The 16,879-nt window shown below is 55.4% G+C and carries 17 protein-coding genes; 5 read left to right on the forward strand and 12 right to left on the reverse strand.

Going from position 1 to position 16,879, the window contains the following annotated elements:
• Nucleotides 1–3,032: bifunctional diguanylate cyclase/phosphodiesterase (locus ACT3RU_RS12815; protein WP_483392717.1), on the forward strand; the 3,032-nt coding region annotated here is incomplete at its 5' end.
• A 2-nt stretch (nt 3,033–3,034) separates the two neighbouring features.
• Here the strand turns inward: ACT3RU_RS12815 and ACT3RU_RS12820 are convergent.
• From ACT3RU_RS12820 to mobA, 4 genes are read right to left on the reverse strand one after another with little or no spacing between them, the layout of a single operon-like run.
• Complete coding sequence (locus ACT3RU_RS12820) at nt 3,035–4,066, reverse strand: CobW family GTP-binding protein (protein ID WP_192527851.1); 1,032 nt, start codon at nt 4,064–4,066, stop codon at nt 3,035–3,037.
• A gap of 3 nt (nt 4,067–4,069) precedes the next feature.
• Nucleotides 4,070–5,062: a GTP 3',8-cyclase MoaA gene (gene moaA / locus ACT3RU_RS12825; protein WP_192527852.1), complete on the reverse strand. Its 993-nt coding sequence runs from the start codon at nt 5,060–5,062 to the stop codon at nt 4,070–4,072.
• A complete protein-coding gene (gene moeA, locus ACT3RU_RS12830; protein WP_192527853.1) occupies nt 5,059–6,306 on the reverse strand; it encodes a molybdopterin molybdotransferase MoeA in 1,248 nt (415 codons plus the stop codon). The genes moaA and moeA overlap by 4 nt, the downstream gene beginning before the upstream one ends.
• A complete protein-coding gene (gene mobA, locus ACT3RU_RS12835; protein ID WP_192527854.1) occupies nt 6,303–6,905 on the reverse strand; it encodes a molybdenum cofactor guanylyltransferase MobA in 603 nt (200 codons plus the stop codon). Before mobA ends, moeA begins: the two co-directional genes overlap by 4 nt.
• 268 nt (nt 6,906–7,173) lie before the next feature.
• On the opposite strand from mobA, the gene ACT3RU_RS12840 reads away from it, so the two are divergent.
• The 3 genes from ACT3RU_RS12840 to ACT3RU_RS12850 are packed head-to-tail and all read left to right on the forward strand — an operon-like array spanning nt 7,174 to nt 9,221.
• Nucleotides 7,174–7,500, forward strand: a complete 327-nt coding sequence (locus tag ACT3RU_RS12840; protein ID WP_192527855.1) for a DUF1244 domain-containing protein — start codon at nt 7,174–7,176, stop codon at nt 7,498–7,500.
• Between the two features lie 4 nt (nt 7,501–7,504).
• Nucleotides 7,505–8,023 (forward strand): molybdenum cofactor biosynthesis protein B, encoded by a 519-nt coding sequence (gene moaB / locus ACT3RU_RS12845; RefSeq protein ID WP_192527856.1) that lies wholly within the window; start codon nt 7,505–7,507, stop codon nt 8,021–8,023.
• The gene (locus ACT3RU_RS12850) at nt 8,016–9,221 is read left to right on the forward strand and encodes a molybdopterin molybdotransferase MoeA (protein WP_192527857.1); all 1,206 of its coding nucleotides are present in this window, start codon (nt 8,016–8,018) and stop codon (nt 9,219–9,221) included. The genes moaB and ACT3RU_RS12850 overlap by 8 nt, the downstream gene beginning before the upstream one ends.
• Nucleotides 9,222–9,242: 21 nt before the next feature.
• Here the strand turns inward: ACT3RU_RS12850 and ACT3RU_RS12855 are convergent, their stop codons facing one another.
• From ACT3RU_RS12855 to ACT3RU_RS12880, 6 genes are all read right to left on the reverse strand, one after another.
• Nucleotides 9,243–10,409, reverse strand: a complete 1,167-nt coding sequence (locus tag ACT3RU_RS12855) for a glutathionylspermidine synthase family protein (protein WP_192527858.1) — start codon at nt 10,407–10,409, stop codon at nt 9,243–9,245.
• 18 nt (nt 10,410–10,427) lie between these two features.
• On the reverse strand, nt 10,428–11,039 hold the full coding sequence (locus ACT3RU_RS12860) for a DUF1190 domain-containing protein (RefSeq protein ID WP_172117913.1): 612 nt from the start codon (nt 11,037–11,039) through the stop codon (nt 10,428–10,430).
• An 11-nt stretch (nt 11,040–11,050) separates the two neighbouring features.
• The gene (locus tag ACT3RU_RS12865; protein ID WP_172117914.1) at nt 11,051–11,461 is read right to left on the reverse strand and encodes a DUF350 domain-containing protein; all 411 of its coding nucleotides are present in this window, start codon (nt 11,459–11,461) and stop codon (nt 11,051–11,053) included.
• Between the two features lie 65 nt (nt 11,462–11,526).
• Nucleotides 11,527–12,252, reverse strand: coding sequence for a DUF2491 family protein (locus ACT3RU_RS12870; protein ID WP_192527859.1), 726 nt, complete (start codon nt 12,250–12,252; stop codon nt 11,527–11,529).
• Nucleotides 12,253–12,357: 105 nt separating this feature from the next.
• Nucleotides 12,358–13,053, reverse strand: coding sequence for a PspA/IM30 family protein (locus ACT3RU_RS12875; protein WP_087111027.1), 696 nt, complete (start codon nt 13,051–13,053; stop codon nt 12,358–12,360).
• A 22-nt stretch (nt 13,054–13,075) separates the two neighbouring features.
• Complete coding sequence (locus tag ACT3RU_RS12880; RefSeq protein ID WP_087111029.1) at nt 13,076–13,531, reverse strand: DUF2170 family protein; 456 nt, start codon at nt 13,529–13,531, stop codon at nt 13,076–13,078.
• Nucleotides 13,532–13,745: 214 nt separating this feature from the next.
• On the opposite strand from ACT3RU_RS12880, the gene ACT3RU_RS12885 reads away from it, so the two are divergent.
• Nucleotides 13,746–14,006, forward strand: coding sequence for a hypothetical protein (locus ACT3RU_RS12885; protein WP_192527860.1), 261 nt, complete (start codon nt 13,746–13,748; stop codon nt 14,004–14,006).
• Here ACT3RU_RS12885 and ACT3RU_RS12890 read toward each other — a convergent pair.
• Both ACT3RU_RS12890 and ACT3RU_RS12895 read right to left on the reverse strand, forming a co-directional pair.
• Complete coding sequence (locus ACT3RU_RS12890; protein ID WP_192527861.1) at nt 14,003–15,526, reverse strand: malonate--CoA ligase; 1,524 nt, start codon at nt 15,524–15,526, stop codon at nt 14,003–14,005. The two genes, ACT3RU_RS12885 and ACT3RU_RS12890, sit on opposite strands and share 4 nt — an antisense overlap.
• Complete coding sequence (locus ACT3RU_RS12895; protein WP_192527862.1) at nt 15,523–16,875, reverse strand: malonyl-CoA decarboxylase; 1,353 nt, start codon at nt 16,873–16,875, stop codon at nt 15,523–15,525. The genes ACT3RU_RS12890 and ACT3RU_RS12895 overlap by 4 nt, the downstream gene beginning before the upstream one ends.
• Nucleotides 16,876–16,879 lie beyond the last annotated feature (4 nt).

Below are 16,879 nucleotides of genomic sequence, written 5' to 3' on the forward strand. Positions count from 1 at the left end.
ATAACGCCTTTCGCCACCAACGTCGCAATGTCTACGCGTTATACGTTATTGCTTTACTGCTGCTGTTCAGCCTGTTCGGCTGGTTTTTAAAGGAGCAGCGTGAACAGGAGATAGCCTCTGCTGAGGCGCAGAGCGATGCGCGTGCCAGCCTGATTGGGGAGTGGGTAGAAAGCATCTTCTCTCAAACGTACCACGTGCTGGTCAGTGTCGCTGACCTTCAGAACATGCCTGATGTGGTCAGCGCCACGCAAATGTCTCGGATGTTAAGCGATCGTCATCGCTATGCCCCCCTGGTTCAACGAGTGGTTCTGTTGGATAGCCAAGGAATCATGATTGCTAGTAGTGGAGATAACCACTATCAGGGAGCGGATTTTAGTGACCAGGATTTTTATAAAGTCTTGAGCGACCCTGACTATCCCATGGAGGACATCGTTACGCCGCTTTACTGGTCCAGTGAGGAACAAACCTACTCTCTGATACACGCGTTACGTCTGACAGATTCATCAGGTGCCTTTGCGGGCATGGCATCAGCACGTGTGGCATCACAAGCATTTGCCGACATGGTTAACCAAATGCAGATTCGCCAGGGTGAAAGCATCGCCCTGGTAGACGCCACGCTTAAATTAATCGCCCGCAATCCTGGTGACGAGCGCACGCAAACCGGGGGACAAGTGGAGGGAGTGACCGTACAACGCGTTCTGGACAGCGGCCAGACCCCGTGGTCGGACGTGATGTGGTCTTCTCTGGATCAACGTGAGCGAATTTTTTGGGTACAGCGCATCGAAAACTATCCGATATGGGTGGCTGTCGGTATGGATTTGGATGAGGTGTTAGCGGGGTGGCGTCAGCGCGCCGGGATTACCATCGGTATCTTTATCGCTATTGTTTTGTTGGGCGCATGGGGAGTTCGTCATTACCTTAAGCGGATAAGGTTAGCCCAGTTATTACAACATCGCCTTAAAGAGCTTGATCAGGCGCGTACCCAGGCCCAGACAGGAGAAGCCCAGCTCAGAACGCTTATTAACTCTATCCAGGATTTGATCATCGTTTTCGACCAAAACAATCAAATGACCTATATGCATGCCCTGGATGAAGGAATGTTGCTGAAAGGCAAAGATAGTCTGTTAGGTAAACATTATAACGAGGTAATGCCCCCTGGTTTATCCAAGCGCTTTGATACTGTCTTTGAGCAGGTAAGGCAGCATCGCCAAGCAGTTACGCTTGAATATCAGTTGAGGGTGCCCAGGGGAGAACACTTTTTTCAGACCGTAGCAAGCCCCCTGGTGCATCCTGATGGCCGCTTTTCCGGCACGTTGCTGGTCGCGCGCGATATTACCGAAGCCAAACAGAGTGAAGCGGAGCTTAATATCGCGGCCGCCGCTTTTCAGGCACACCTGGGCATCATCATCGCGGATGCCGAAGGGAAAATACTGAAAGCCAATCCCATGTTTACTCAGATTACCGGCTATAGCGAAGCCGAAGTGATTGGCCGTGACGCAAAGATGTTTAATTCGAACCGCCACGATCCTGGTTTCTATCGCCGTTTATGGCGCAGCGTCAAACAGCAGGGCCGCTGGGAAGGCGAAGTTTGGAACCAGCGCAAGAACGGCGATATCTTTCCCGAGTGGGTCGTTATTAGCTCAATCCGTAATGCTGACCAGCAGCTAACCCATTACGTGGCCACCGTTGTCGATATTAGCGAACGCAAAGCCGCTGAACAGGAGATCCACCAACTGGCGTTTTATGATTCGGTGACGGGGCTGGCGAATCGCCGTCTCTTTATGGACCGCTTGGGCGCAGCGCTTAAAGAGGCGCGCCGACATCGCTCTTATGGAGCGCTTCTGCTTATCGATATCGATCATTTCAAACAGGTTAACGATGTGTTTGGGCACCCTATCGGTGACCGCTTGCTTCAGGGCGTTGCGCGCCTGCTTCATCAACAGCTGCGGGAAAGCGATACCTTGGCACGTTTAGGCGGTGATGAGTTCGCTATACTCATTCAGTCGTTGGATGCCGATGCGACTAAAGCGGCTCAGTTGGCTGAACTCATCGCCCATAAGTTGATGGTTGCCATACGCCGTACCAGTTCACTCGTTGAGCACTCGGTCAGCGTGACGGCCAGCATCGGTATCACCCTCCTGAACTATTCGACCGACGAGCAAAATGAGTATCTTCAGCAGGCGGATATGGCGCTATTTCAAGCCAAGGCGAGAGGCCGTGACACGCTGTGCTTTTTTGACCCCGATATGCAGGCAACGCTGTTAGCCTCAACGCATCTGGAACGTGATTTGCGGCAGGCACAGGCGCTTGACCAGTGGCAGCTTTATTACCAGCCCCAGGTGGAAGTAAATGGAAAGACGACCGGGGTCGAGGCGCTTTTGCGCTGGCAGCATCCCGAGCGGGGTCTTGTATCACCCGGGGACTTTATACCGCTGTTAGAGAGTACCGGCCTGATTATTGAAGTAGGTGCATGGGTGCTGGAGAAAGCCTGCTACCAGTTGGCGAGCTGGGCACAGCATGACCGGTTCTGCCACTTGACGATGTCGGTAAATATCAGCCCCCTGCAGTTTCACGATGCTGAGTTTATACCGCGTATCACGGCTATCTTTGAACGTACCCAAGCACCGCTTGACCGCTTAAAGCTTGAAGTGACAGAGTCGCTGTTTGTGGATGCCCGCGACAGCGCCCGCGATAAAATGTTGTTCCTAAAAGCGCTGGGTGTTCGCCTCTCACTGGATGATTTTGGGACCGGTTATTCATCCCTTGCCTACCTGGCTCAGCTACCCTTGGACCAGCTGAAAATAGACCAGAGTTTTGTGCGCCAGGTGCTGACCAGTAGCGCGAATGCGGCGATTGTCGAGAGTACCATTGCGCTGGCAGAAAGCCTGAACCTGGAGGTGATCGCCGAAGGAGTCGAAACGCAGGCGCAGCAGGCGTGGTTATTCGCCCATGGCTGCCACGCCTATCAAGGTTATCTGTTTGGGCGTCCGGTCACCATCGACGCGTTGGAAGCGGAGCTTGATGTTTCTTGAGGTCAGCCGTTTTGATGAAATGGCGCGGGGGAAAGTATTGACGCAAGAGCTGTGATATCCGGCACTGTACTCGCCAGCGCTTCAGGGATAATGATTTCCAGCCGTGAGTCCTGTCGCCAGGCGCTACTTTCTACGTTTAGCGCACCATCAGCGCGGTTAAGCTGCTGCCAGCCGCTGGTCGTATGAAACACGCCTTTAATACGGGCATCACGGGGTAATTCACCTAAACATTGCGCCAGGCTGTCCAGGTCAAAGTGCTCGTCAGGGTGCCAGCGTAATCCCAGACTCACGTAGCCCAGTGCTACACCGGTTTCCTGCTGTGGTGCGCCTTTGGCTGGCGGAAAGTCAAAAAATCCGCCCTCCAAACCAGGGGGCGCGGTTAACGTGCGGTGTGCTTCCGGAACGGCCAGGTCGTGGGCAGGGCTTTGGCCACTGTGTGTTAATCGTTCAAGTGGCAGTTCGCCATTGGTAACCGGCTCGATCCATTTACGCGGCGGCCATAAGGCATTGGCAAACTGCTGCGCTGCCTGCTGCTGTTGATCGGTGGCCTGGTCCCATAAGGTGATGGCTACCGCATCGGCGATCGCCAACTGATCCTGAAACGTTTCATGATTGAGCGCACGCGGATCATCCAGACGGCGTGGGTCCAGCGTGGCAATAATATCGCGTACATCAACGACATCGTGAAAGGCCTCGCCGCGCAGCAGATCCAGCAAACCGGCGGGGTGGCCAAGTCCAGAGGGCTCGATAATCACGCGGTCTGGCTTACTGCGCGCCAGCAGGTTAACAAGCGCTGCCTGCATAACAAAGGCGAGCTGACAGCACAAACAGCCGCCAGGTAAGCCTTTAATAACGATATCGTCACGTTGCTCAAACATCGCCTGGTCGATACCAATTTGACCGAACTCATTCACTAAAATGGCCCACGTTTCATGCGCAGGCTTTTGTTCAATCAGACGGTGAATGAGGGTGGTTTTACCACTTCCCAAAAAGCCGGTGACGATATGAACCGGCACTTTTGACAACGCTGCCACGAGTTAACCCCCTGTCATATTCATAAAGCGAACAACCTGAATGTCGCCGTCGGTCGTGAAATGGTGCCGCTCTGGTTTGAGCGGTAGTGCATTCACAATCGCCTCTTTAAGGCGCGGCATATCACCGGGATAGCGGCGCAGCACGGCGCGCAAGTCGACCGAATGTTCGTTACCCAAACAGAGCAATAAACGGCCTTCTACCGTGACCCGCACACGATTACAGGTGTCGCAGAAGTTGTGGCTGTGCGGCGATATAAAGCCAACCCGGCTTTCACTGTCGGCCATCTTAAAGTAGCGCGACGGGCCTGGCGTGGTTTCGGTGGTCGGGGTTAGCGTATAGCGCTTTTCAATCAGGGCCTGTACATCATCACTTGAGTAGAAGGTTTCTGCGCGTGAGTGATCGGACACATCGCCCAGCGGCATCTCTTCAATAAAGCTGATATCCAGCCCTTCGTCACGCGCAAAGTCGACAAGGTCCAGCACCTCATCATCATTACGACCTTTTAAAATGACCGCATTTAACTTGATGCGGGTAAATCCGGCCTCTTTTGCAGCATGGATGCCGTCAATAACGCGTGTTAAATCGCCGGTGCGGGTTAGCTTTTTAAAGCGCTCCGGGTCCAGTGAATCCAGGCTTATATTGAGACGGCGCAGGCCACCTGCATAAAGCCGTTTGGCATGTTTACGCAGGCTGGCGCCATTGGTGGTCATGGTGAAGTCGCTAAGCCCGGGCAACTGGCCAATGTCATCTACCAGCTGTTCTATGTCCCGGCGCACCAGGGGCTCACCACCGGTCAGGCGAATTTTTTCAACACCCAGTTCGGTAAAGGCCTGGGCGACCATGCTGATCTCTTCAAGGGTAAGCACTTGGGCACGCGGAAGAAACGTCATTTCCTCGCTCATGCAGTACACACAGCGGAAGTCACAGCGGTCGGTCACCGAGATGCGGACATAGCTAACTCGGCGACCAAAGTCATCTATTAGTTGCTTAGTCATGGCCATCTCACAAGTGGTTGAATGCAGACTACCTCGCCAGCTTGTGCACCGTCCTGGTCTTCGGGTAGCTCGATCAGACAGTTAGCCGCGACCATCGAACTTAACATGCCGGACCCTTGCGCGCCTGTCGTGCGTACGTGGAGCACACCTTGCGTATCGCTATGGTAAATGCCGCGCAAAAAATCGGTACGCTGGTAGCGGCTGTTAAGCACTTCATCTGCGACAGCGTAAAGCCTGGGTGGCGGAGTCATGGGGAGTGCCTGCAAGTGATGGAGCAACGGCACGACAAACTGTGAAAAGGTTACCATGACAGCGACAGGGTTGCCGGGCAAGCCCACAAAGGGCGTACGCGACTCTCCCAGCCAGCCGCAGGCCAGTGGCCGCCCTGGGCGTAACGCAACGCGCCAAAACGTTAGTTGGCCCAGTTGTTCAAGGGCAGGCCGTGTAAAGTCAGCTTGCCCCGCCGATACACCGCCGCTGGTGAGCACCAGGTCGCTCACTTGGGCGGCGTGGGATAACGCCTTACGTATCGCCTGCTGATCATCGGGAAGAATACCCAGATCAATCATCTCAGCGCCGTGTTCGGTTAATAAACCCATCAAGGTAAACCGGTTGGCATCATAAATGCGGGCATTCTCCAGCGGCTCGCCAGGCGCTGTCACTTCATCGCCGGTGGAAAACAGTGCAACCGTCGGTGGCCGGGCCACGCAAACCTGTGCCACGCCGAGCGATGCAAGTAGCCCCATACTAGCGGCATCCAAACGCGTTCCTTTTGAAAGCGCCAGGTTGCCCTTGAGAATATCTTCCCCGGCCAGGCGTACGTTCTGGCCACGCTTAACGCGCTCAGGGTTTGCGATGTGGAGGTGCTCGCCGTGCGTTGTTAACTGCTCCTGCATAATAACCGTATCGGTGCCCTCTGGTAGCGGGGCTCCCGTGGTAATCCGCACGCAAGCGCCAGGCGGCACGGCGCCCTGAAAACCATGCCCTGCCAAAGAGTGACCGATAAGCGGCCATTGGGATGGCTGTGTGTCTGGCCAGGCAAGGGCAATGCCATCCATCGCGGCGTTGGTGCTGGGCGGTACGTTGATCGGCGCCATAATATCGTGCGCCAGGCGGCGGCCATGGGCGCGATGCAGATCGATTACTTCATGGGCCAGCGGTCTTTCAATAAGCGTTGTCAGCGCCTGGCGGGCTTCTTCCACGCTCAGCATCTGGTCGCCAAGCTCAAAGCAGGAGAGCGTCATGGTACTTCCCTGGCAGGTAGGCATTGTGCTTCCAAGCGGCTTTTCTCTTCGGCGGTATTGAGATTGGCGAAGGCGTCGGGGCAGTCGGACATATCCACACGGCGCATATTATGATGTGCATACCAGCGCTGAATTTTACGCTCGCCGCTTTTCAGGGCCGCCTGAAGATCATCCGCCAGTGCGGTGCGTATCAAGGCCACCGTAGGGTGCAGATGCTGACCATCAAACGCCACGGCGATATCGGCGCTTTGTATGCCTGCCAGCATTTGTGCGACCAGGTCGACCGGGAGATGCGGCGTATCGCAAGGAGCTATCAATAGCCACGGCGTGTTTGCTGCGCGCAGCCCACTATAAATGCCCATTAAAGGGCCTTGGAAGCCTGGTTCCACATCACTGATCACACGCCCAAACAGGCGGTAGGCGTCAAGATTACGGTTAGCGCTAATCAGCAGTTCAGCAACCTGCCCTTCAAGCTTGGCCGCTGTGTGGGCAAACAGAGGTAGCCCAGCAAAGGGCTCTAGCCCCTTATCGCGCCCGCCCATGCGGCGGCCTTCACCACCAGCGAGCACCATGCCGGTTAATGCTTGGGTCGTGATCATCGGCATGTCTCCTGTAGCAACGGGCGAGCAGTAACAAGCCTGGCCGATCAGCCTTGCCATTTTCAAGTGTAGATCCCTTATCGCTATGATGGCGGCCAAGGGCCATGCTTGTCTATGCGCTTGTCTATACGTTAGATGCTTGATGATAAGCACTATGACCCATATCAATCAGTGGGTTCGCCCGCCTACGTTATCTGAGTGAACAGCGCCGATAAGCGGTGTCTTTTGGTATGCTGCACGACAGTCACTTTTTATGAGGGAAACGCTAATGTCAGATTTTAACGAGTTTGATCAGGCTACTCGCACTGAGCTTGAGGCAACTGCCTTTCGGCGTTTGCTGAGCCACCTGGACGATAACAAGGACGTACAGAATATCGATCTGATGATCCTGGCGGACTTTTGCCGTAACTGCCTTTCCAAATGGCTGGTGAGCGCAGCCGAAGAGCGAGGCGAGCGGCTTGATTACGAAGCCGCGCGCGAGTACGTCTACAAAATGCCCTACAGCGAGTGGAAAGCACACTATCAGGGCACTGCAACGCCTGAACAGTTGGCGGCGTTGGACGCTCGCCAAGCCAAGAAAAGCGGTCAGGAGTAGTGTTATGGAGCCGATGGTTGCCCTCAACATAGCCATACTGACGATTTCAGATACGCGCACCGAAGAGAATGATCGCTCTGGTCAGCAGTTGGTCGAGTGCTTGTCCGCCGCCGGCCATCGGCTCGCCGATAAGCGTATTGTGGCTGACGATATCTACCAGATTCGCGCTATCGTGGCCCAGTGGATTGCTGACGCCGGAGTGCAAGTGGTTATTACCACCGGCGGCACCGGCTTTACCGGCCGTGATTCCACACCGGAAGCCATTTCGGTACTGCTGGATAAGCACATCGAAGGATTTGGCGAGCGTTTTCGTCAGCTAAGTGGCGAGGAGATTGGCAGTTCCACCATTCAAAGCCGCTGCCTGGGTGGCTTGGCGAATGCCACGGTCATCTTCTGCCTGCCAGGCTCAACCGGCGCTTGCCGTACGGGCTGGGAAGGCATTTTGAAAGAGCAGCTCGATAGCCGTCACAAACCGTGCAACTTTGCCAACCTGGTGATCCCCGGGCGAGGTCAGCATGGCTGATTTGCAACCAGTAAGCGCCGCGCTTGAAGCGCTGCTGGCTGGCGTGAGTCCCGTCAGTGCGGAAGAAGCCGCCTTGGACGCCGCTGGCGGGCGGGTGCTGGCTGACAACGTGATGGCAGCGCTGAACGTCCCGCCCTTTGATAACAGTGCGATGGATGGCTATGCGTTACGCGCAAGCGATGCGGGCCGGTGGCTGCCCATCAGCCAGCGCATTGCGGCAGGAACGCAGGTAGCGCCGCTTGCACCCGGTAGCTGTGCACGCATCTTTACCGGTGGCGAGTTGCCAGCAGGCGCGGACTGCGTCGTCATGCAGGAGCGCGTTAGCGTTGAGGCAGGCAAGGCCTTGATACCGGACAATATTCCGCCTGACGACAACGTGCGCCGCCAAGGGCGGGATGTGCGTTTGGGCGACTGTTTGCTCAACAAAGGGCTGCGCTTAGAAGCGGCCGCGTTGGGGCATTTAGCGGGGCAGGGCATCACCCAGGTGAGCGTACGCCGCCGCCCTAAAGTTGCCCTGCTCTCGACCGGCGATGAAATCGTCGACCCCTGCACGCCGCTGGCACCGGGGCAAATTTATAACTCCAACCGGCCCATGTTAAAGCGCCTGCTTGAGCGCTTTGGCGCTGACGTGGTGCAGATCGTTAGTGTGCCGGATGACTACGCTCAAACGGTGGCGCTATTAACCCAAGCCGCCGCTGACGCCGACGTGGTCGTGAGTACTGGCGGTGTCAGTGTGGGGGAAGAAGACCACGTTAAGGCCGCGCTTGATGCCTTGGGCGAGCTGGATTTATGGCGCTTGGCCATACGCCCAGGCAAGCCCTTGGCGCTAGGCCGCTTGCCTCGCGCTGACGGCAGTGAGGCAAGGTTTGTGGGGTTGCCGGGCAACCCGGTTTCGGGATTTGTGGGGGCCTGGCTATTCTTGCGCCCGCTCATGGGGGCGTTGTTGGCTTGCCCAGCACTGAAGGCATTGCCAACGTTAACCGCAACGGCGAATTTTGAGACCTCGACCGGACCGCGCCAGCACTATATGCGCGTAACGCTTAATTTTGCACCTTCCGGTATAACGGCCCAGGCCTTTGCTGACCAGAATTCCGGCGTATTATCGTCGTGTATTGAGGCCGATGCCTTGGCGGTTATTCCTCCCCATCATCAGGTAACGCCCGGCGATACTGTTAGCTGCTTATGGTTGGCGGAGTAAGCAGGCGCGTTCTCCTGACCGTTAAACAATGGCGTGGGGCACAAAGCAGGATGAATCCTTGGTAATTCGCCCTACGTCTTCCCGCACGCCGATCCCGCAAGCACGATCGCCCACCACCCAACTGCCGATTAACGCGTGATGTTCGCCAAAGCGCGGCATGGGGTGGTAGGCCTGGCGAATCCAGGGGCTGTCCGTATAGGGGCCATCCACTGCCTCACGCTGCCCCTCTGGCGTTAACAGTTCAATATTGCTGCCTTCGCGTGAAAAGAACGGCTTGCGTACCCAGCCGGGCGGCAGCGGTGAAGGCGAGCGCTCTTCAAAATAGGCAGGTAGCAAATTAGGGTGGCCCTTAAAGTGCTCCCACAGCAGGGGCAGAATGCCCTTGTTAGACAGAATCGCCTTCCACGGTGGTTCAAACCAGTGGGTGTGCAACTGGGGAATCTTTTCGCCAAACGCATCGTCGGCCAACTCTTCCCAGGGGTAGAGCTTAAACAGTGCCTGAATGGGCTGATTATCCAGGTCAATAAAGTAGTCGCCGTCGCGCTGGTAGCCAATATCTTCGGTATAAATGAAGGGCGCTTTTAAACCGGCCTGAACGGCTACATCCTGCAGGTAGTGTACGGTCGCACGCTCTTCGTCGTTATCCTTGATACATGAAAAGTACATCTCGGCGCTGCTCAGCCGGTCGCCAATATGCGCCATCGCATTAATCAGCCGCTCCTGAATGGAGTTATATTGATCGGCGTGGCGCGGAATTATGCCTTGTTGAATTGCCTGCTCCAGCCATACCCACTGGAAAAAGCCCGCTTCATAAAGCGAGGTGGGCGTATCGTAGTTAAGCTCAAGCAGCTTGGCGTGGCCCTGGCCTGGATAGGCAAAGTCCATTCGCCCATAAAGGTGTGGCTGGCCAGACACCCAGGAGTCGTGAATGGTGTCCCACATGAACTCCGGCAGCGCCAGGCGTTGCATCAGCGCATTGGAGTGACAGACACGATCAACAAGCTCCATGCACATTTCATGCAGCTCTTCGGTAGGCGCCTCAATATCCCGCTCTATTTGATCCAGCGAGAACTGGTAGTAGGCGCTCTCTTTCCAGTAGGGTTCGCCGCCGATGGTATGAAAATGAAACCCCAGCTCGTGGGCCAGGGTTTTCCAGTTGGCGCGTTCTGCAACATCAACTCTAAGCATGGAGATTCCCGAGGTACATCACGAGCCCCAGCCGCCGCGAGCGGATGAGCGAGAACCGAAGCCGCGACGCTGTGTGGCCTGGCGGTTCTGAGTCGCCGTGGTACGCAGGGCCTGGTGGCGCTGATTGACACGCTGGCTGGCCTGGTTAGTGGCGGTATTCCAGTTGCCCTGGTTCTGACGATTGCGGTAAACCGGTTCTTGGTACACTCCCCGGTTGGTCGCACCGTGGCTGGTGCGCGACATCATGTTACCCACCATGTAACCCATCATGGCCGGCATAAACCAGCCACCGCCGCTGCTGCCGGTGGCCGCCTGCGACTGCTGTTCGGTGGGGGCCGTGCAGGCTCCTTCACCGTGTTCAGCCTCACACTCTTCAAGCGTATTGAAGCGGGGGACTTCTTTAATGGACGCCTCGTAGGCATCTTCACAGGCGCTGCGGGTATATACATCGGCGGCCACGCACTCATCAACACTCTGGTAGCTGCGTGGGCTGTCAAAGCTTACATCGGTCGTTTGCTCTGGCTGGCCACACGCCGTTAGCCCGAATGCGCTGGCGCCCATCATCGCAAGCGAGAGGCGGGCGCTGCGTTTGCGTCGCGGCAGGTGTGGGGTCTGATCGTTATGTGCCATCGTTAAACTCCTTACCACGTCATCGAGGCGGCATTAATCAGGCCAACCGCAATGGAGACACTACCCGCCAGAATACCGTAAGCCATATGACCTTCAGTGATATGCAGTGACAGGCTTTCTCCCTGATTCTTCAGCACCATCTTCAGGCCAAAGAAAGCCGCCAGTTGAACACCAAACGCGATGATGCCCCACAAGATGAAGTCGATGAAACTGATGGAGTTGGCCATAGCGCTGTAGAGCGGCAGTGTAAAACCGACGATAGAGCCCGCATAGGCCGTGGCCGCCGCTGCATTACCTTCGCGAATTAACGTCCACTCGTGGTGGGGCGTGATACGGCTATAACAGTACATAAACGCAACGAGAAGCACGAGTGCGCCGATCAGATAGCCCAAAAAGTGGGGTAAGCCTTGTAAATACTGCATGTATAAAATCTTCCTTGGTTGAGAGTCAACGTTGTGGTGATGGCGTGTGTTGGGGCTTGCCGCGTTTAAATAGCATCAATATCGACCGATGTAACATCAACACCGAGATTTTGTACCAGCATAAACCCACCCTCACCGTCATCTTCCGCATTCAGCAATACATATTCCATGCGCTCGGAGTCTTCAATAGGGCGCTCGTACAGCATGGCATGGTGGGTAACGCTGCGCGTCATGACGCTTTCGGTGGTCATTACCTGCTCTTCAAGTACGACGGGCGGCGACCAAAGGCTCGCTTCATCGCCCCACACACGCTGAAACTGGCAGGTGCGCCCGGAAGCATCGGTCGCCTCGACAGCAATCGTTTGTGCGCCCAGCTGGCCTGCCTTTTTATCGCTTGCGTTGATCAGCGCATCGAACTCGATATCCGACAAATGCGTCACACGATAAAAATCAAACAGCTTGTACTCAATCACGCGCTGGTTTTCGACGTTGGCTTGCAGCCACGTATCGTTATCCAGATAAAAGCGTACCAAGTGGGCGCCCTGGCCAAGGTCGATATGCCCGACAGCCGCAACATGATGATAGGGCGCGCTGTCCCACCCAAAGAGTGCATCGGAATAGGCGCTTAACTCAGCCAACTGAATGTTGACGCGTCCGTCCAGGCGCAGCCCTGCGAAATCTTCTTGTGACATCCCGGTCGGCAGGCCAGCAGTGAAGGTGGATGCGTTTTCTGCCGCAGGGTTCGCCGCCTCATTGGAAGTGCCGAACAGGGCCTTTAGTGTCTTAAACATTCGAGAGGTCTCCAAAGGGCAAGCAAGTAGGGCGGACAGATGGGTACTGAATAAGTAGTGGCCCAGTAACGTGCAGGCCCGCCGGTGGGCGGGCGCTGTGTCACATTATGCTTGCGGGGTGTTTTTCTTGGCTTTTAGGCGTGCCAGTACATCTTCGGCTTTGCGCTCATTGGCACCAATACCCGCCGCTTTCAAACGAGCATCCAGTGATGAACCGCTCTCTTCGGCAGCCATTTGATCAGCTGCCTCCATCTGGGCAGAGTTAAGCTGCTGGCGCTCACGGATGCGCTCAAGAGACTCCATTGCACTGCCCATGGCGCTATTTTGGCCGGAATGGCGCGCTGCTACGGCAGACTGAGCCTTCTGTGCAGATTCTGTCGCTTTTACCACGCTCACCTGCTGTTTTAGCTGGCGCAGCTGGTTTTCCGTATTGCGAATGGCCCCACGCAGGCTTTCAATGCTAGCGTCGTACTCGCTAACGATGCTGCGCTCGGCGTCCAGGTCATCTTGCATACTGACCATACGCTCGGCAACTTCGACCGCCAACGCTTCTTCGCCTTTGTCCAGCGCGGCTTCAGCACTTTGCTCAAGCTCGGTAATTTTGCCTTCCAGGGTATCTGCTTTGTTACTGTTCAACTGGCGTTGACCCATTAAGCGCGCAAGTTCGGTTTTGGACTGTTTCAGGTGATTTTCAGAATCACGAATTTCCTGGTCCAAAATACGTAGCGCTTGAGAGTCTACGACGGTCTGGCCGGTCTCATTCGCTTTGCCACGTAACGCCGTCATGATTTTGCTTAACATAAGGGTTGCTCCTAAACGCGTATTAAGAAAAGTGATCTTGAATTAAATCGGCGACTTCCATGGCAGCGCTGGCTGTGGCATGTAATTCAGCACAAATAGACACCAGCTTTGAATCGCCAAACAGCTGCCCGTAAGCCACGTAAAAGTCGCGCTCATCAATTGAAACGATACCGATAGAGGCAAGCGGAAGCGCAAGGCCTTGGCGCAGTAACACGTCGTTAAGTTCAGCCGGATTCGATACGCTGTCCAGCGGGGCAATGGCGGTCATGGCAATCCACTCATTGTCACTGCGCGAAAGCGTTAACGTTAAATTACCGTAATCGTGAAGCTCCCAAATCAACGTTTGGTTGGCTTCATCTAAACTAACATTGGCGGCTGGCCACTCCAGTTCAGCGGCTTCTTCCTGAGCGGAGGCATCGTTAATAACGCGATAGAGTTCGGCTGCCGAGAAAGCGCCCGTTTCATTGTGAGTAATCAAAGCAGCAAGCTCCTTATGCAAAATGAAGGTTATGTTAGCACTGACAATTCATCATCTTCTAATAACGCACTATCGCGTTTGAGCAAAAGGCTACGCTAACACGCTGCGCGCTTGGATGTTTCACTATCAACAGCGCTTTTTGAGAGAACCCATTTAAGACCCACAGGCAGGAGAGGAGTTCTCCGTTAAGCGTACGATAAAAGGAGTTAAGAACATGGATAAGGATAGTCAACCGCCCAACACCGCGATATGGCAGCAGCGCTTGAGCCACTTTCGGGATGCGCTTGCTCACAACCCTATGCCAGGGTGTGGCGCCGCCGCCACTGTCGTGGCGAGCCTAGGGCTGGCGTTAATATTAAAAGGGCTGCATATAAGCCAGCAGCATCAGACCAGTGAAGCGCGGGCTGTGTTAATTGAGCAAGGTGAAGGGCGCGGCTTAAATGCCCGCGCGCTGCTTGTTAAAGAGTATGCTTAAGGCGCTTGATATGCATCCGCAAAGCGCTTGCGCAGCTCGTTTTTCTGCACCTTACCCATGGTATTGCGCGGTAGCTCCTCGACAAAAAAGACCCGCTTGGGCTGCTTATATTTGGCCAAGCGTCCTGCCAAGTGGTCAAAAATGGTGGTTTCATCGAGGGAGGCGCCCGCTTGGCAAACTACCGCTGCCGCTACCCCTTCACCAAAGTCTGGGTGCGGCAAACCAATCACCGCCGACTCAACCACCTGCTCCAGCTCATCGATAAGCTGCTCCACCTCTTTGGGATAAACATTGTAGCCCCCGGAAATCACCAGATCTTTATCACGGCCCACTATATGCACATAGCCCTGGGCATCACGCATGGCCAAATCGCCGGTGATAAAAAAGCCGTCATCGAGTAATTCTTCACGGGTTTTCTCGGGCATGCGCCAGTAGCCGATAAACACGTTGGGCCCGCGAACTTGAAGAATGCCGATGTCGCCTTCGGCGACTTCTGCGCCTGACTCACGATCAATAATGCGAATATCCACACCGGGCAGTGGTACTCCCACGGTGCCCGCACGGCGCTCCCCCTGATAGGGATTGGAGATATTCATGTTGGTCTCGGTCATGCCGTAGCGCTCAAGGATCGCATGGCCGGTTTTGGCTTCAAACGCTTCGTGGGTTTCAGAGGTCAGTGGTGCCGAGCCTGAAATAAACAGGCGCATGTTTTCCGCCGCCTGTGGCGTTAAGCGTGCGTCCTGAACCAGCCGGGTATAGAACGTGGGCACGCCCATCATTACGCTGCCGTGGGGTAACTCTTCAAAGATAATGTCGGCATCAAACTTGGGTAGAAATAGCATGCTGGCGCCAGCCATCAAGACGACATTACATGCCACAAACAGCCCGTGCGTATGAAAAATAGGCAGCGCATGAATCAGCCGATCATTGGCGCTGAAGAGCCAGGTTTTTACCAGGGTTTCAGCATTGGATGCGAGGTTGCGGTGGGTCAGCATGGCGCCTTTAGAGCGTCCGGTGGTGCCGGAAGTATATAAAATCGCCGCCAGATCGTTTTCGCCCAACGTGACGATCTCCTCGCAAGGCGTCGCGTGGCGAGATTTCTCCATCAGGCTACCGTCATCGGCACTACCCAGCGTTGCCACGGCTGGGCAGCCGGTTTCAGCGGCAAGCGCTCGCGCCTCATCTTCAAGCTTGGGGCGGCAAACAAATAGCGCGGGTTCGGCGTCATTTAAAAAGTAGCGAATTTCATCGCCGGTATAGCCGGTGTTCAATGGCAGATATACGCCGCCAATACGCAGGCAGGCCAAGTACAGCAGTATTGCCTCAGGGCTTTTATCTACCTGGACGGCAACGCGGTCGCCTTGTGTCACTCCCAGCTCGGTCAATGCACCGGCGAGCTGAGCGCTAATGTTCAGCGCATCGGTGTAACTATAGTGGCGGCCTTCGCGAGTGGTAATAAAGTCAGCGTCGGCGCGCTCGCGCATCTTGGCGGCAAAGGTTTCAAACAGGTTGTGGTTCATTTGGCGGTCTCTCCCTTGGCCAGCTTACGAGCGCGCCGTGCAAGGTCACGCACTTCATTTGAGCAGGCAACGGTGCCTTTGGCGGTATAGTTTTCGTGATTGCGTTCAATGTCATCAAGCACATACAGGTAGTTGACCATTAGCCCCGCCGCTTGCTTAACGCCTTTGGACGAGATATCACCCAGCCAGTTAATGCGATGCAGCTCAGCGCCGTTACCCAAGTGAAAGCGGGCGACAGGATTGAGAGGCAAGCCCTTGGCATTTTTGGCTTCGACCAGATAGCGGGCGGCCAGAGGACGAATGATTGCTTTCAGGCGCTCTTCGCGTACCGCATCGTGGTGCCAATCGGGCGTTTCTAGCTCACCAAGCGTGTTGCGCAGGTTTTCCGGCCACTGTTCATCCTCGCGCTGCTCGGTGAGCCACTGGGCAAACCCGGGTACCGGCGACAGCGTTACGAAGTATTTGAGCTGAGGGAGTTCCTGCGAAAGCTCCTGTACCACCTGCTTGATCAGAAAGTTACCAAACGAAATGCCGCGCAGGCCGGTTTGGCAGTTGCTGATTCCAAAGAAAGCGGCTGTATCATCGTCTTCGGGGTCATCGCCGCTTTCTTCGCCCACCAAAATAGGCTGAATACGGCTCGGCAGTCCTTTATGCAGGGCCACCTCGACAAAGATCAGCGGCTCGTCGCCAATCGCTGGGTGAAAGAATGCAAAGCAGCGCCGGTCACGGGCATCCAGCCGTCGGCGTAGATCGTTCCAGTCTTTAATTTCATGCACCGCTTCATAGCGGATGATTTTCTCCAGCACGGAGGCTGGCGTGTTCCAGTCAATCCGTTTAAGCATCAGAAAACCGCGGTTAAACCAGGAGCTAAAAAGGTGCACAAAGTCGTTGTCGATAGGCCCCAGTTCGGGCTGCTCGCGCAGCAATTCCAGCAAGTCTTCGCGCATCTTGACCAGCTCATAGGTGCCGTCGCGGGCCAGGTTCAAGCGCCGAAAGAGCTCTTGGCGGCGTGGTTCGCAGGCGTCAATCAGAGTCTGTAACGTATCGTTGTCGCGTGCTTCAGCATAGGCCGCGTAGGCTTCGTCGATTTGCGCGGCGTCGGCGGCAAACTCGCTTGCCAAGCGCTTAAAAAAGCTGGTTTTTTCAGCGGAAGACAAGCGTTGATAAATAGCTAATGCCCGACTGGCCAGGGCAATGCTGGAGGCTTCACCATCGCTTGCCAGAAGTGCCTGACAGGCGTTTACAAGATGACCGTGATCGGGGGTAAGCGATCCTGGGTTACGGCGGCGTAATAGCGCATCACGCTGAGTGATATTGTTAAAAATCTCCTGCAAAAACATCATGTTCATGGTC

Origin of the sequence: Halomonas sp. TP35 (assembly GCF_052375975.1) — a bacterium.
In the GTDB taxonomy this organism is placed as follows: domain Bacteria; phylum Pseudomonadota; class Gammaproteobacteria; order Pseudomonadales; family Halomonadaceae; genus Vreelandella; species Vreelandella citrativorans.